The organism is Paenibacillus sp. F4 (assembly GCF_002894905.1).
Taxonomy (GTDB): Bacteria; Bacillota; Bacilli; order Paenibacillales; family Paenibacillaceae; genus Paenibacillus; species Paenibacillus polymyxa_B.
Window position 1 is genome coordinate 127,533 of sequence record NZ_POVS01000008.1, and the last position, 14,891, is coordinate 142,423.

The window sequence follows — 14,891 nt, forward strand, 5'->3', positions numbered from 1 at the left end:
GATAACAGAGTATATGGAGGAGTAACATGCGTTTACGCGGAAGAAAAGGAATTCGGGAAAGTCTGGAAGAACAGCAGGACCTAGTCATCTTGGAGCCAGCACAGTATAAGGGGAAATGGCAGCAGCTTTTTGGTAATGATCGTCCCATTCATGTGGAATTCGGTATGGGTAAAGGGCAATTTATAAGCCAAATGAGCTTCCGGAATCCGGAGGTTAACTATATTGGCTTTGATATGTATGATGAGCTGGTTCGCCGTGCAACAGAAAAGTCTCGTCTGGCCTGGAGTAATTCAGAGGTTGATACACCGCCTAATATTAAATTGGCACTGGCAAACATTGAACAGATTGAGAATGTTTTTGAACCAGGAGAGATTGAACGCATTTATCTGAATTTTAGTGATCCCTGGCCTAAAGCCAAACATGCACGTCGTCGTTTGACGCATCCGCGTTTTTTGGACAAGTACCGTCAGCTTTTGAACAGCAAAGGACAAATTCATTTTAAAACCGATTCGGAGACACTGTTTGAGTTTTCTCTGAATTCGTTTGCCGATAGCGGTTTGCAGATGACGAATATTTCGTTAAACCTTCATCGTGAGGGGATCAACGAGGAGCATGTCATGACGGAATATGAACAAAAGTTTATGGGCAAAGGTATGAATATTCATCGAGTCGAGGTGCTGATCGGCAAAGATGCTTTGGAAGAGTACGGAAAAACACGCCTTGAAAAGTACGGGAAATAAAAACAGAGCAAATGGATAAAATAAGACAGGGTGCTTCCTTTTAGGAAAGCACCCTGTTCGGTTCCAGTATATCCAAAATACTCTGTGCGCTCTGAAGAGGATAATATCGCGCTACATTATGGACGTGTTCCTGTCGCTTGCGGACGATTTCTGGAAAATCGTGTAGCAGTCGGTTCATCCATTTAACGACAACATCCAGCGAAGTAATCGGTTCTCCGAAGCCTTGAGCCGTAAAGTATTGACAATTTTCCTCCTCCTGTCCAGGGAGAGGTTTGTGAAACAGCATCGGAATCCCTTTGGCCAATCCCTCGGTGCATGTCATTCCGCCGGGTTTGGTGATGAGCAGATTCGATACCTCCATTAATTTGTCGATTTCCCGTGTAAATCCGAAGATATGAATATTTGGATGATTAAACCTAGGATCCAATTGCATTTTACGACGAATTTTATCATTATGCCCCAAACAAAAAATAAATTGAATGTTTTCTCTCCACTGAGTAAGCGAACGATGTATGACTTCGTCATTCATAAGGCCCCAGCCGCCACCCATAACGAGTACGGTCGGGATGGGTTTAAGTCCAAATTGTTCTCTAATTTCATCGTGCCCAGGATGTTCCCAAAAATTTGGATGAACGGGAATACCGGTCACCTGGATTTTCGAGACGGGTACTCCGCGTGCGCGCAGCTTACGCATGACTTCAGGCGTAGATACAAAGTACCGGTCAACCTCGGGACTAATCCATGTTCCATGTGCATCGTAGTCTGTAATGACAGTACAAAGCGGAACATGTAAGCCTAAGCGCTTCAAACGTGAAATTACCGCGCTTGGGATGGGATGAGTACATACCACCAAATCGGGACGAAGCTGCCGGAGAATGTTTCGGGTCTGCGTGTAGAACAGACGGTGCAAAGCGAGCGTTGTAAGACGGTTTAATGATTTTTTGTACTGATGACGGTAAACCAATCCGACTAGACGAGGCTGCGATACAACAGTCTTCTTGTATGCTGTAATAATAAGCGGGGCCATTCTTGGATTCAAAAAACTCCCCAGCTCCAGCACTCTGGTCTGCACATTCGGAGAAAGCTTCCGCAAACTGCTTGAGAGCGCGTAGGCAGCTTGAGTATGTCCGGCACCGAAACCTTCCGATAATAATAACACTCGTTTTTTAGCCACTCTCATTTCACCTGTTCCTGCTGGGATGTTCTCAATCATACCATATCGGCTTTAAGGCCAGAATGCAACCGTTCCTATTGCTGCAGACGTTCCGATGACCGCTCCTGCGAGTACATCCGTTGGGTAGTGAAGACCCAGATAAATTCGAGAAAAACCAACAATTGACGCTACAGGCAACAGCAGCAATGTTAGCATCGGTGACTGTAGCATGAAAGGCACGGTTACTGAAAAAATAGCGGTCGTGTGCCCTGAGGGAAAGGAATGGTCCGACAAGGGGTTGCGGAATGTATTTGTACCTGGTAGCGCCAAATACGGGCGAATCCGCGGATACAGCTTTTTAACGATAGCTACGGGGATGTGACTAACCCCGAGAGCGATGGCTCCCTTCATACCGGAATCTTTCCACGGATTCGGAGCGAGCCACCAAATAAGGAGGGTGGAGGCTATAGTAAAGGTAGCCCCGCCTAAATGTGTGAGATAATAAAGCCAGAAGTTCAAAAAACGGTTGTGTAAGCGTCCGTTGATCCATTTGAACAACTGCTGCTCCAGATTTACAAGTTTTACGACTAGACGTTGCATTTGGTTTCCTCCGGTTGCCGGTTCAGGTCAGTCGGCAAATATTTTGAGTCATTTTGACATAATCAGACCATAAGTAATTATTCTCTTGCTCTCATCATATTTTTAAACGCTGTTCATTTCAAGAATCACTAAAGATTCATAACTTACTTGGTTCAATTCTACACAAAAATGTTAATGGAATATAAGCTGAATTGTATAACTTTCTTTGCGTTCCTCCGTCTAATAAGATAGAGTGTTTAGAAGTGGTTGCTAATTGGCCCACAAAAAGGAGGGACCAAAGAAATAAAAAGTTAGCAAATGGATGAAAATAAGACCTAAGCGTCATGAATGAGAAGACCAGCGCCGCATTCCCGGTTCAAACGGGAGTTTGTTGTGTTTTTTTGCTGCTGAGACCGGTTTAAGGGCTTTGACAAAAGATTGAAAACCAACGAAAATCGTAATGGCGTTCCTGTGTCAGCCAAAAGGGGGCTGCGCACAGCCAATGAAGAAAGCAAGGGTCGGGTCAAAAACTACAGAAAAGGCGCGCAAAGCGCCGCAACTTGCGCTACACAGATAGAAAACAAACAAACGCAAGATTTTAAGGGGTATAAAAAGGGGGTAACAAGAGATCATGTTAGACGCTATTTTCGTGACACTCCAGATTATACTGGCGGTGATCGCAGTCTATCAGTTTGCATTCTCCTTGTTCGGATTGGTTCGCAAGAAAAGGAAAGAGCACGCGGCTCCAGAAAAATCATTTGCCATTTTAGTCGCTGCCCACAATGAAGAACAGGTTGTCGGAGCATTGATGGAAAATTTGAAGCAACTTGATTATCCGAAGGAACTTTACGATGTGTTCGTAATCTGTGATAACTGTACAGATAAGACTGCGGACATCGTTCGCGCTCACGGCATGAATGCTTGTGAACGTACGAATCCGAATCTGCGTGGTAAAGGCTACGCTATTGAGTGGATGCTCAAGGAATTATGGGCTATGCCGCGCCAATATGATGCCATTGTCATGTTTGATGCTGACAATTTGGCGCATACCAATTTCTTGAGTGAAATGAACAATGATCTGTGTACAGGTGCCCGTGTTATTCAGGGGTACATTGATACTAAGAATCCTGAGGATTCTTGGATTACAGCGGCATACGGGGTATCTTATTGGTACATCAACCGTTTGTGGCAGCTGTCACGTCACAATCTGAACATGGCTAATTTCCTCGGTGGTACAGGCATGTGCTTTGAAACAAATCTGCTTAAGGAAATGGGCTGGGGTGCGACAAGTCTCGTAGAGGATTTGGAATTCACCATGCGCTGCACACAACGCAACGTATATCCAAGATTTAATTACGATGCCAAGGTATATGATGAAAAGCCGTTGACGTTCAAAGCTTCGTCCAGACAGCGTCTGCGCTGGATGCAAGGTCATTTCACGGTTGCTCGTCGTTATTTCTTCCCGTTGCTGTGGCAAAGTATCAAGCATAGAAGCCTGATTAAATTCGATATGGCTCTTTATGGTCTAAACGTGTATATCGTACTGCTCACCTTCTTGATGACAGTAGCTATGTGGATAGATATTGCGTTATTTGGTGGACCTAATATCGAAAATATTTATGTGCAATTCCCGGCTTGGACCGGTGCTATAGCTGTGGGTCTGAATATTGCTACCTTTGTGATCGCAATGATTTTGGAAAAGGTCACGTTCAAAAAAGTATATCTGTACCTGCTGCTATTCCCGGTATATCTGGTCTCGTGGTATCCGATTACGTTCTATGCGTTCTTTACACAGAACAACAAGCAATGGAGCCATACCCAGCATACGCGTGTCGTTCGCCTGGAAGAGGTTCAGAGCAAGCAAGGTTAATTGGACGGTAAAATAGGACTGAAGATCGGTGTCATTCATTTTTTATTAAAGTGTTGACACCTCGATTGCACCGTGATAAGATATTTGAGTATGTTAATTGAAAAGTATGGATTAATAAGTAGAAGGTCCGACTTCTCACCTGCCCGGTATTGCCGGCTGGTCATGATCCAATGATTTGTGAATTGAACTTTCATGATGAATTGAGTATCAGACAGGGATGTCGGCTGTATAGTCGTCATCCCTTTTTTGTGCTTAAACACAATACAACAATAACAGGTTCTGGAGGTGGAGGGTTATTAGTAAGGAACATATGATCAATGATGAGATTCGGGTGAGAGAAGTACGTCTAGTTGGTGCGAATGGGGAACAAATCGGGATTACACCGACGCGTGAAGCTTTGCAAATGGCGATTGACGCAAACTTGGATCTCGTAAACGTGGCGCCTCAAGCGAAGCCGCCCGTGTGTCGGATTATGGATTACGGTAAATTCCGCTATGAGCAACAGAAGAAAGAAAAGGAAGCCCGTAAAAACCAGAAGATCGTTGACATCAAAGAGGTATGGTTCCGTTCCAACATCGAGGAACATGACTACCAAACCAAGTTTCGCAATGTGGTAAAGTTCCTGAATGAAGGGGACAAGGTGAAATGCTCCGTTCGTTTCCGCGGTCGTGAAATTACCCATGCTAATGTGGGTCAAAAAATTCTCGAACGTGTGAAATTGGAAGTTGCTGATCTTTGTACCGTGGAGCGCCAACCCAAGCTCGAAGGACGCAGCATGATTATGATATTGGCTCCAAAGAGTCAATGACAAATTAAGGAGGAAGTTCAATGCCTAAAATGAAAACACATAGCAGCCTTAAAGGCCGCTTCAAAATTACCGGTACTGGTAAAGTAATGCGTTACAAAGCTTACAAAAACCATTTGCTTTCCCACAAATCCAAACGTGCAAAACGCGTTCTGGGTACTAACCCTGAGATGGCACCTGGGGACGTTAAGCGTCTGAAACAAGGTCTTGCTAACCTGAAATAGCACTAGCACTGCAATGAATGAAGTATAAACATTATTTGGGAGGTCTATTGATATGGCAAGAGTAAAGGGCGGATTCGTCGTTCGTCGTCGTCATAAAAAAGTATTGAAGCTTGCTAAAGGTTATTTTGGTTCCAAACACCGCATTTTTAAAACAGCTAACGAGCAGGTAATGAAATCGCTTGTTTACGCATACCGTGACCGTCGTCAGACGAAACGTAACTTCCGCAGACTGTGGATCGTGCGTATCAACGCAGCAGCTCGTTTGAACGGTTTGTCTTACAGCAAATTGATGCACGGCCTGAAATTGGCTGGTGTGGACATTAACCGCAAAATCTTGGCTGATCTTGCAGTCAATGATATTAATGCATTCAACTCTTTGGCAACTGTTGCTAAAGGCAAAATCAACGCTTAATTATTAATAATGAAGGCGTGGAAACCGCGAAAGCGGTAAAAAGGTATCCCAAGCAGTACGCTGTGTAGGGATGCCTTTTTTTGTACATACTCAATGTTACGGAAAAGACTTCGTTTTCTCCAAAATACGAATAAATATGACGTGAGATGGAAGAATGTATGTTTTTTTTAACTTTGTAACGCTTACATTGATGAGATTTTAAAAAAAATTGACCCAAGGTTATTAATTGTCTAGATTTTAGCCGATCATAATTGTATAATCTCTAAAGTAAGTCTTCTGTACGATCTGTCTCGTCAGTAAATGACATGCATGAGCATGTACATGTTCAAAGAAAAGAGACAGTCCAGGGATCTAACACTAAGGGGGAACAGTATCAGCATGAAGAAAATGTTCAGTATGTCTTTGGTTATGCTGCTGGCGATCTCGGTCATTCTCGCAGGCTGCGGTAACAAAAATCAAGGTGCGTCCAACGCAAATGGTGGAGACACAGGTGGTTCTGCCAAAACATCGAATGTCCAAATCGGCATGGTTACAGATGTGGGTGGAGTAAACGACAAATCGTTTAACCAATCTGCTTGGGAGGCACTACAAGCCACTGAGAAAGAATCGGGCGTTAAAGTTAAATACCTGCAAAGTAAATCCGATCAAGATTATATTCCTAACCTGAACCAATTTGTTAAGGGTGATTTTAACCTGACTTGGGGAATCGGTTTTAATCTGGCGAATGCGATTGGACAAGTAGCGAAAGACAACCCAAGCAAGAATTTGGCGATCATTGACAGTGTCGTGGATGCGCCTAACGTAAAATCGGTTGTTTTTGCTGAAAATGAAGGTTCCTTCTTGGTGGGGGTTGTAGCTGGTAAGCTTACCAAAACAAACAAAATTGGTTTTGTGGGTGGACAAGACAGCCCGTTGATCAAACGTTTTGAAAAAGGATTCGAAGCAGGAATTAAAGCTGTAAATCCAAATGCAAAATTGGAAGTTAACTACACAGGTGCATTTGATAAGCCGGACCTGGGTAAAGCAGCAGCTGCGACGATCTATAACAGCGGTGCAGATATTATTTTCCATGCAGCTGGCGGATCTGGTACAGGTGTATTTAATGAAGCACTCGCACGTAAGCAACAAGGTCAGCAAGTATGGGTTATTGGCGTAGATAAAGACCAATCGCTTGAGTTTGGTGACGACGTAACATTGACTTCGATGGTAAAACGTGTAGATGAAGCTGTAAAACGCGTATCTAAAGAAGTAATTGATGGTAAATTTAAGGGCGGTGTCGAGACACTGGCTCTGAAGGATAATGGTATTGGTTTGGCAGACACATCAACGAAAAACGTACCTAAAGACGTACTTGATCTTGTAGAACAATACAAGCAAAAAATTATTAAAGGCGAAATTACAGTTCCTTCGAAATAAGTTTTGCTTGAAGAACATAGAAGTGGCGACAAGGCTGGTTCATAAGACTAGCCTTGTTCTTACGTCTGGAGTTATATGGATTATAACGGGCAAAATCAGCTCATTGGAGCACATACTATAAAGTGTATAAGGGTGATCTCATGGATGCAGCGACCCCCGTCGTTGAGTTAAAGCAAATTACAAAACGATTCCCCGGCATCGTTGCCAACGACTCCATCAGCATCAAGCTGCATAAGGGAGAAATTCATGCCCTTTTGGGTGAGAATGGCGCGGGTAAATCTACGCTTATGAATATTCTTTTCGGACTGTATCAGCCGGATGAAGGGACCATTGAAATCGGAGGTAAACCCGTACAGATTGATAGTCCAAATAAGGCGATTGATCTGGGGATTGGTATGGTGCATCAGCATTTTAAACTCGTACAGCCGTTTACCGTGACCGAAAATATTGTCCTGGGCTCGGAGCCACGTAAGGGTCTGAAAATCAATTATAAAAAGGCTGCCGCAGAAGTACAGCGGTTGTCTGAGCAGTACGGCCTTCAGGTAAATCCGAATGCCAAAATTGAGGATATATCTGTTGGTATGCAGCAACGTGTAGAAATTATCAAAACGCTCTATCGCGGTGCAGATATTCTGATTTTCGATGAGCCTACAGCTGTACTGACACCGCAGGAGATCACTGAGTTGCTGGATATTATGAAGCGCTTGGTCGCTGAAGGCAAATCAATTATTCTTATTACTCATAAACTTAAAGAAATTATGCAAATTGCAGATACCGTTACGATCATTCGTCGAGGTCAGGTTATTGATACAGTCAAGACGTCTGAAACAACACCAAATGAGCTGGCTGAAAAAATGGTGGGTCGTCGTGTGTCCTTTAAAGTGGACAAGCAGCTTGCGCAACCAGGACAGACGGTACTGGAAATGAATAATGTAATTTCTAAAAACAAGGATGGCATTAATGTTCTAAATGAGTTGAACCTGCAGGTTAAGGCGGGCGAGATTTTGGGGATTGCCGGAGTAGATGGTAATGGACAGAGTGAGCTGATCGAAGCTTTGACAGGCTTACGCAAGGTGGATGGTGGGAGCATTCGTTTGCTCGGACAAGAGGTGGCCAATCAGCCACCACGCAAAATTTCAGAGGCAGGCGTTTCACATATACCGGAGGACCGTCATAAGCATGGGCTGGTGCTCGATTTTTCTATGAGTGAAAATATGGTGCTGGAGACGTATTACCAGGCGCCTTACAGTAAAAATGGCTTCTTGAACAAAGATGCTATAGAGAAACAGGCCAAAAGTCTTATCGAAAAGTTTGATGTAAGAACACCGGATATTCACACGAAGGCAAGAGCATTATCTGGTGGGAACCAGCAGAAGGCTATCATTGCGCGTGAAATTGATAAAAATCCAGACCTTCTCATTGCAGCACAGCCTACACGCGGTCTGGATGTCGGAGCTATTGAATTTGTCCAGAAACAACTGATTGCCCAGCGGGACCAAGGTAAAGCTGTGTTGCTTATATCTTTTGAACTGGATGAGATTATGAATGTATCCGACCGAATTGCTGTCATCTATGAGGGCAAGATTGTCGGGGAAGTGCTGCCAGAAGAAACGAATGACCAGGAACTGGGACTGATGATGGCAGGAAGTGCAGTGAAGAAAGGAGTAGAGAATGGCTAATCTATTGAAAATATTCACAAAAGACTCCTTTGTACTGGCGCTGGTCTCTATTATTTTGGGTCTCCTTCTGGGTGCTATTGTGATGCTGATTGGCGGGTATGACCCTATTGTGGCCTATTCTGCTTTGTTTAGCCGTGTATACGGAGATTCCTACAACTTTGGAGAGGCTATCCGTGAGATGACTCCGCTGGTTTTAACGGGGTTGGCATTTGCTTTTGCGGCCCGCGCCGGATTGTTTAATATTGGCGGCGAAGGTCAGTTTCTGGTAGGTATGACAGCTGCTTCGATTGTGGGCATTAAACTCCATGGGTTGCCAGCTATCATACATGCACCGTTGGCTGTGATTGCAGGTGCAGTTTTCGGAGGTCTGTGGGCTGCGATTGCTGGCTATTTGAAGGCCAAACGAGGTGTTAATGAAGTTATTACATGTATTATGATGAACTGGATCGGTCTGTATTTGGCTAATTTGGTGATCAATCAGTTCGCACTTATGGATGGTGAAAATCGTTCTGTGGATATTCAGCCTTCTGCTTCAATTTCCATCGAATGGCTGTCCCAGATGATGGGGAATGCTCGGGTACATTGGGGCACAGTTATTGCTGTGCTGGCGGCAGTCTTTTTCTACATTTTCATGTGGAAAACAAAGCAGGGCTATGAGCTTCGGGCTGTCGGATTTAATCAGGATGCATCCCGCTATGCAGGTATGAATGTAAATCGTAATATCATAAAAGCGATGTTCATTAGTGGGGTTTTTGCCGGATTGGCAGGCGCCTTTGAAGTGCTGGGAGTATTCCATTATCAATCTGTCATGGCAGGATCACCGGGAACCGGCTTTGATGGTATCGCTGTAGCTCTGATTGGGATGAATAACCCATTTGGTGTGCTGCTCGGTTCTGTTTTGTTCGGAACGCTTACGTATGGTTCTGCGGGGATGAGCTTTAGCGCAGATGTACCGCCCGAAATTATCCGGGTTGTCATTGGCTCGATTATTTTCTTCATTGCGGCCCAAGGTATTGTACGTTGGGTTGTGAAGCCGCTCTACTCCAAGCGGAAGAAAGAGAAGGTGTTGTAAAATGAGTTGGTTAACACTTGGTGAATTAATCCATACAACGCTCGTTTTTGCGACGGCGATTATTTTTGCGTCTCTCGGCGGAGTTTTTTCGGAAAAATCCGGTGTAACGAACCTCGGGTTGGAAGGACTTATGGTATTTGGAGCGTTTGCAGCGGGTGTTGGCGGATTTTATGCCGAGCAAGCTGGACTAGGAGGCACCTCTGCGGCTTGGGTAGGTGTGCTATCAGCTGCGGTGTTCGGTATTCTGGTTTCGCTAATTCATGCTGTGGCCTCTATTACGTTTAAAGCTGATCAGGTAATAAGTGGTATAGTTATCAACTTTTTGGCAGCGGGTAGTACACTGTACATGGTCAAGCTTTTATTTGAGGGTGATGGTGACACGGGTCGGATTCAGGGTTTCAACGAAATATCCATCCCTTACCTTGTGGATATCCCGATTGCAGGAAAAGCCTTTTTCCAAGCCTACCCAACGACATACTTAGCCATTCTATTAGTTATTATTGGCTATTTTACTTTGTATAAAACACCGTTTGGCTTGCGTTTGCGTTCCGTTGGGGAGCATCCAGGAGCGGCCGATACAGTGGGTATTAAAGTAAATCGTCTTCGTTATATTGGTGTTATGATCAGTGGGGCGTTGGCTGGGATTGGTGGAGCTACAATCACTCTGACTACAACCAACATGTTCTCGCACAATACAGTTTCGGGGCAGGGATATATTGCTATTGCCGCTATGATTTTCGGTAAATGGAATCCGCTCGGCGCTTTTGGCGCAGCAGTGTTTTTTGGTTTTTCACAAGCCATTCGCAACTATGTGCAGCTGTTCGCATGGTCGCAAAGTATTCCCCAGGAAATTATTTTTATGTTGCCGTATCTCCTGACGATTATTGTACTGGTAGCGGCTGTCGGACGTTCACGCGCTCCGGCCGCTTTAGGTCAACTTTATGATCCAAGCAAGCGTTAAAACTTATAGACAGCTGATGTGTATGTTTTGAAAAATGTACATTGGTGTATAAAAAATCTGGTATCTGCATGTGCAGGTACCAGATTTTTTTTATATTGTGCAGGCATTTAAACATACGCTACTGGCATGAATGGAATAGACTGTGCTATGCAGATTGGACGGGACGCTCGGCCCCTGTCAGCTCCGGTCTATTTCGTGGTGGTGATGAGCTATCAAGGAGCCGTTCAATCTGTCCATCCGTTGAGAAAGAAGGAGGAAATACGATGAAACAGGCAGTAACCAGAAAGCAGGTGGAGAAGCTTGTTGGCAAAGTCATCTTTGCTACTCGCAAGGATGGTTCCCAGGTCAGCGGCAAGCTGATTCGCATTTCGGGTAACCGACTGGTTCTTCAACCAAACCGCAAGAAAAAAGTAAACACGAAGGCGATTATTCCTCTGGTGCTGTTTGACTTGCTTGCCATCGGCACAGCTCCATACATTGGTGCCTATGGTGGGGGATATGGTGGCTACGGTCCAGGTTATGGAGGACCAGGATATGGTCCGCAGCCAGGCCCGTATACAGACGGGGGATACCCCGGAGTAGGATATCCGTATTACCCTAATTTATTTTAGTCATACAAAATCTTGAGCTCGAAAAAGATGCTTTTTACAGTGACTTTTCGAGTTCATGGCATCGGCTCAGAGCTACGTATCGCAGCATTTGATATTGATGACGCAGATAAAAATGGATCCCCCTGATATTGTCTTCGTCCACCATAACTTTAGCCCGCTTGCAGCGACGCAGTCGTCCGTAGTGTTCGGCATGCTCCAGCAGTTTTTTTCCGTATCGCATACCTTGATGAGCCGAAGAGATTGCGATCAAATCAATGTATAATAGTTCGCCATGCAGCATAACATGAATGAAGCCAACAACCTGTGCATTATCCGGTCTGCAAGCTACAAAAGTGATGCCCCGGTTTAAGCGCCGGGGTAATTCTTTGCGTATTTGTTCCATCTCTTGGGCACTTAAATGCGATAGGGGGACAAGCTCTTGCTCGATGAGACGAAAGATGATGGTGTCATCTTGAGAGCTGCGTTTTCGAATCATAAACGGGCCTCCTTTTTTACCCTTTTAACAAGATAAGACGTGGCTTTGGAGGAGTGCACTGTCTCACCGTGTGGTCTTTTTTATAATATGCGGGTACCTCTTACGAGCGTGCGACTCTGAGGTGCTTCAGAAAAGAAACATAAATTTTTATGAAATATGGGTATTGACTATCCCAGATGGGAGACATATAATGTGTCTAAACATTTGAAAGAATGACATGAACTCAACGGCAATGAAGAGGACGAAGTGATTAGGGCTCTTTTGTTCAGAGAGTGAGGCATTAGCTGCAAGCTTCACCAAAATCCCTTTTTAACGAGCTCACCTTGGAGCTGTTTTCCTGAAAAGTATTTGGGCCCGAAGATATTAACGGTGCGCTGAATCACCTATTAGGGAAAATCGTACGGTCTACGTTACAGACGCCAGATATGGAGATCCTTTGTGATTTCTGTACCTGCCAAGGTTCGATATTGCGAAATATCGGGCAAACACGGGTGGTACCACGGAAGCTACAGCCTTTCGTCCCTCAGTAACAGCAAGTCTGTTCTAGGGATGAAAGGTTTTTTTGTTTTTACAAATGTCAGATGTATGTAAATTCTGTAAAGGAGGATGACCAATGAGTGCACAAATTCCTGAAGTTAGGTCAACCAATGAATTACGTGAAAAGTGGATGAAGCCTGAAGTGATTACAGGTTCGGAAATTTTACTCCGTAGCCTGTTGCTGGAGGGAGTAGATTGTGTCTTCGGATATCCTGGTGGTGCAGTGCTTTATATCTATGATGCCATGTATGGCTTTAAGGATTTCAAGCATGTCCTCACTCGTCACGAGCAGGGAGCTATTCATGCGGCAGATGGTTATGCACGGGCGAGCGGTAAAGTGGGCGTATGTATCGCGACTTCCGGACCTGGAGCGACGAACCTGGTAACTGGTATTGCGACGGCTTTTATGGATTCGGTGCCGTTGGTGGTCATCACGGGTAACGTTATATCTTCCCTGATCGGTACGGATGCTTTCCAGGAAGCCGATATCACGGGAATTACAATGCCGATTACGAAGCACAGCTATCTGGTAAGAGATGTAGAGGATCTGCCGCGAATCATCCATGAGGCATTTCATATTGCCAACACAGGGCGGAAGGGACCGGTGCTGATTGATATTCCGAAGGATATTTCCGCAGCCCAGACGTTGTTCGTTCCACAAACGGGACCAGTGACCATGCGGGGTTATAACCCGAAAGTGCTGCCCAACAAAATTCAACTAGACAAGCTAACTCAAGCTATTTCCGAAGCAGAACGTCCATTCATTCTGGCAGGTGGAGGAGTTGTATACTCCGGTGGACATGAAGCACTTTACGAGTTTGTTCGTAAAACGGAAATTCCTATTACGACAACATTGCTCGGATTGGGTGGTTTCCCAAGTGGACATGAACTGTGGACGGGGATGCCGGGGATGCATGGAACATACACCTCCAATCAGGCGATTCAACAGTCAGATCTGTTGATCTGTATCGGAGCCCGCTTCGATGATCGGGTAACAGGCAAGTTGGATGGGTTTGCTCCTCAAGCTAAAATCGTCCACATTGATATCGACCCTGCTGAAATTGGAAAAAATGTTGCAGCAGATATTCCTATCGTGGGTGACGTGAAGGCAGTGCTGGAATTGCTGAATCAGGATGTGAAACGCGCGGATCGAGCTGATGCATGGAGAGCACAAATTCAGCATTGGAAGAATGAGAAACCTTATTCTTATAAGGATTCTGAAACGGTGCTTAAACCACAATGGGTTGTTGAGTTGTTGGATGAAACGACCAAGGGCGGCGCAATCGTAACGACGGACGTGGGACAGCATCAAATGTGGGCAGCGCAGTATTACAAATTCAATCAGCCACGCTCATGGGTCACCTCTGGTGGGCTCGGTACGATGGGATTTGGTTTCCCCTCTGCAATCGGTGCTCAGATGGCCAATCCCGACAGATTAGTAATATCGATTAACGGGGACGGCGGTATGCAGATGTGTTCGCAGGAATTAGCCATCTGTGCAATCAATAACATTCCGGTTAAAATCGTAATTATCAACAACCAGGTTCTTGGAATGGTTCGCCAATGGCAGGAATTGATCTATGACAATCGGTATAGTCACATTGATCTGGCTGGAAGTCCGGATTTTGTGAAACTTGCCGAAGCATACGGTGTCAAAGGACTGCGTGCTACGAATAAGGAAGAGGCACGTCGGGCTTGGCAGGAGGCGCTTGATACACCCGGACCGGTCGTTGTCGAGTTTGTAGTCAGCAAGGAAGAGAATGTATATCCGATGGTGACGCAAGGTTCGACAATTGATCAAATGCTGATGGGGGACGAGTAAAATGACAACAAAAAATACCATTGCTGTACTGGTAAATGATCAACCCGGCGTTTTGCAACGTGTGTCCGGCCTGTTCGGTCGCCGAGGCTTTAACATTGAGAGCATAACTGTGGGACAATCGGAAGAAGTTGGATTATCGCGTATGGTCATTGTGACTGTAGGGGATGAGAACAACCTGGAGCAGATTGAAAAGCAGCTTTACAAGCTGGTTGATGTGATCAAGGTCATTGATCTCAGTTCCAAGCCGATGGTAGCTCGGGAATTGGCGATGATAAAGGTAAAGGCAGAACCGCCTCAGCGGCCAGAGATCATGGGCGTGGTAGAAACATTCAGAGCAGCTGTAATTGATGTTGGAACGACGAGCTTGATCGTACAGGTCATTGGCGATACAGAAAAAATTGATGCCATGATCGAGTTGTTGAAGCCTTACGGTATTCGGGAGTTGACTCGAACCGGGGTTACAGCTATGATACGTGGCAATGCTTAATATGGAGCTTTAACGAATTACCGCTTATAGCGCATTACATCAATAAAG

At 45.0% G+C, this 14,891-nt stretch carries 15 protein-coding genes; 12 read left to right on the forward strand and 3 right to left on the reverse strand.

What is annotated here, in order from left to right; all coding sequences use genetic code 11:
• The first annotated feature begins 26 nt into the window (after positions 1 to 26).
• Positions 27 to 740, forward strand: a complete 714-nt coding sequence (gene trmB, locus C1T21_RS06425) for a tRNA (guanosine(46)-N7)-methyltransferase TrmB (RefSeq protein ID WP_013309374.1) — start codon at positions 27 to 29, stop codon at positions 738 to 740.
• 40 nt (positions 741 to 780) lie between these two features.
• Here trmB and C1T21_RS06430 read toward each other — a convergent pair whose 3' ends face one another.
• Both C1T21_RS06430 and C1T21_RS06435 read right to left on the reverse strand, forming a co-directional pair.
• Entirely contained in the window at positions 781 to 1,914 is a 1,134-nt protein-coding gene (locus C1T21_RS06430; RefSeq protein ID WP_023987753.1) for an MGDG synthase family glycosyltransferase, read from the reverse strand.
• Between the two features lie 51 nt (positions 1,915 to 1,965).
• Complete coding sequence (locus C1T21_RS06435) at positions 1,966 to 2,493, reverse strand: phosphatase PAP2 family protein (RefSeq protein WP_103047662.1); 528 nt, start codon at positions 2,491 to 2,493, stop codon at positions 1,966 to 1,968.
• Positions 2,494 to 3,103: 610 nt separating this feature from the next.
• Here C1T21_RS06435 and C1T21_RS06440 point away from each other — a divergent pair.
• From C1T21_RS06440 to C1T21_RS06480, 9 genes are all read left to right on the forward strand, one after another.
• Positions 3,104 to 4,342: a glycosyltransferase family 2 protein gene (locus C1T21_RS06440; protein ID WP_103047663.1), complete on the forward strand. Its 1,239-nt coding sequence runs from the start codon at positions 3,104 to 3,106 to the stop codon at positions 4,340 to 4,342.
• Between the two features lie 310 nt (positions 4,343 to 4,652).
• Positions 4,653 to 5,150, forward strand: a complete 498-nt coding sequence (gene infC, locus C1T21_RS06445) for a translation initiation factor IF-3 (RefSeq protein WP_013309378.1) — start codon at positions 4,653 to 4,655, stop codon at positions 5,148 to 5,150.
• 20 nt (positions 5,151 to 5,170) lie between these two features.
• A complete protein-coding gene (gene rpmI, locus C1T21_RS06450) occupies positions 5,171 to 5,371 on the forward strand; it encodes a 50S ribosomal protein L35 (protein ID WP_013309379.1) in 201 nt (66 codons plus the stop codon).
• Between the two features lie 52 nt (positions 5,372 to 5,423).
• Positions 5,424 to 5,783: a 50S ribosomal protein L20 gene (gene rplT / locus C1T21_RS06455; protein WP_007429517.1), complete on the forward strand. Its 360-nt coding sequence runs from the start codon at positions 5,424 to 5,426 to the stop codon at positions 5,781 to 5,783.
• 378 nt (positions 5,784 to 6,161) lie between these two features.
• Complete coding sequence (locus C1T21_RS06460) at positions 6,162 to 7,199, forward strand: BMP family lipoprotein (RefSeq protein ID WP_061829124.1); 1,038 nt, start codon at positions 6,162 to 6,164, stop codon at positions 7,197 to 7,199.
• 140 nt (positions 7,200 to 7,339) lie between these two features.
• A complete protein-coding gene (locus C1T21_RS06465) occupies positions 7,340 to 8,878 on the forward strand; it encodes an ABC transporter ATP-binding protein (protein WP_023987756.1) in 1,539 nt (512 codons plus the stop codon).
• Entirely contained in the window at positions 8,871 to 9,950 is a 1,080-nt protein-coding gene (locus tag C1T21_RS06470) for an ABC transporter permease (protein WP_039269736.1), read from the forward strand. Before C1T21_RS06465 ends, C1T21_RS06470 begins: the two co-directional genes overlap by 8 nt.
• 1 nt (position 9,951) lies before the next feature.
• Positions 9,952 to 10,911 carry an ABC transporter permease gene (locus tag C1T21_RS06475; RefSeq protein WP_010349245.1) on the forward strand — a complete coding sequence of 320 codons (960 nt, stop codon included), beginning with the start codon at positions 9,952 to 9,954 and terminating at the stop codon, positions 10,909 to 10,911.
• 263 nt (positions 10,912 to 11,174) lie between these two features.
• Complete coding sequence (locus tag C1T21_RS06480) at positions 11,175 to 11,522, forward strand: hypothetical protein (protein WP_023987757.1); 348 nt, start codon at positions 11,175 to 11,177, stop codon at positions 11,520 to 11,522.
• Positions 11,523 to 11,556: 34 nt separating this feature from the next.
• On the opposite strand, the gene C1T21_RS06485 is transcribed toward C1T21_RS06480, so the two are convergent.
• The gene (locus tag C1T21_RS06485) at positions 11,557 to 11,997 is read right to left on the reverse strand and encodes a GNAT family N-acetyltransferase (protein ID WP_025724102.1); all 441 of its coding nucleotides are present in this window, start codon (positions 11,995 to 11,997) and stop codon (positions 11,557 to 11,559) included.
• 613 nt (positions 11,998 to 12,610) lie between these two features.
• Here C1T21_RS06485 and ilvB point away from each other — a divergent pair.
• Both ilvB and ilvN read left to right on the forward strand, forming a co-directional pair.
• Entirely contained in the window at positions 12,611 to 14,356 is a 1,746-nt protein-coding gene (gene ilvB / locus C1T21_RS06490; RefSeq protein WP_023987759.1) for a biosynthetic-type acetolactate synthase large subunit, read from the forward strand.
• Between the two features lies 1 nt (position 14,357).
• Positions 14,358 to 14,843: an acetolactate synthase small subunit gene (gene ilvN / locus C1T21_RS06495; protein WP_023987760.1), complete on the forward strand. Its 486-nt coding sequence runs from the start codon at positions 14,358 to 14,360 to the stop codon at positions 14,841 to 14,843.
• Positions 14,844 to 14,891: the final 48 nt, after the last annotated feature.

Excerpts from the sequence above, each read along its gene's own strand:
- trmB (WP_013309374.1), top strand. The coding sequence starts at position 27 with ATGCGTTTACGCGGAAGAAAAGGAATTCGGGAAAGTCTGGAAGAACAG.
- C1T21_RS06435 (WP_103047662.1), bottom strand. The coding sequence starts at position 2,493 with ATGCAACGTCTAGTCGTAAAACTTGTAAATCTGGAGCAGCAGTTGTTC.
- C1T21_RS06440 (WP_103047663.1), top strand. The coding sequence starts at position 3,104 with ATGTTAGACGCTATTTTCGTGACACTCCAGATTATACTGGCGGTGATC.
- infC (WP_013309378.1), top strand. The coding sequence starts at position 4,653 with ATGATCAATGATGAGATTCGGGTGAGAGAAGTACGTCTAGTTGGTGCG.
- rpmI (WP_013309379.1), top strand. The coding sequence starts at position 5,171 with ATGCCTAAAATGAAAACACATAGCAGCCTTAAAGGCCGCTTCAAAATT.
- rplT (WP_007429517.1), top strand. The coding sequence starts at position 5,424 with ATGGCAAGAGTAAAGGGCGGATTCGTCGTTCGTCGTCGTCATAAAAAA.
- C1T21_RS06460 (WP_061829124.1), top strand. The coding sequence starts at position 6,162 with ATGAAGAAAATGTTCAGTATGTCTTTGGTTATGCTGCTGGCGATCTCG.
- C1T21_RS06465 (WP_023987756.1), top strand. The coding sequence starts at position 7,340 with ATGGATGCAGCGACCCCCGTCGTTGAGTTAAAGCAAATTACAAAACGA.
- C1T21_RS06470 (WP_039269736.1), top strand. The coding sequence starts at position 8,871 with ATGGCTAATCTATTGAAAATATTCACAAAAGACTCCTTTGTACTGGCG.
- C1T21_RS06475 (WP_010349245.1), top strand. The coding sequence starts at position 9,952 with ATGAGTTGGTTAACACTTGGTGAATTAATCCATACAACGCTCGTTTTT.
- C1T21_RS06480 (WP_023987757.1), top strand. The coding sequence starts at position 11,175 with ATGAAACAGGCAGTAACCAGAAAGCAGGTGGAGAAGCTTGTTGGCAAA.
- C1T21_RS06485 (WP_025724102.1), bottom strand. The coding sequence starts at position 11,997 with ATGATTCGAAAACGCAGCTCTCAAGATGACACCATCATCTTTCGTCTC.
- ilvB (WP_023987759.1), top strand. The coding sequence starts at position 12,611 with ATGAGTGCACAAATTCCTGAAGTTAGGTCAACCAATGAATTACGTGAA.
- ilvN (WP_023987760.1), top strand. The coding sequence starts at position 14,358 with ATGACAACAAAAAATACCATTGCTGTACTGGTAAATGATCAACCCGGC.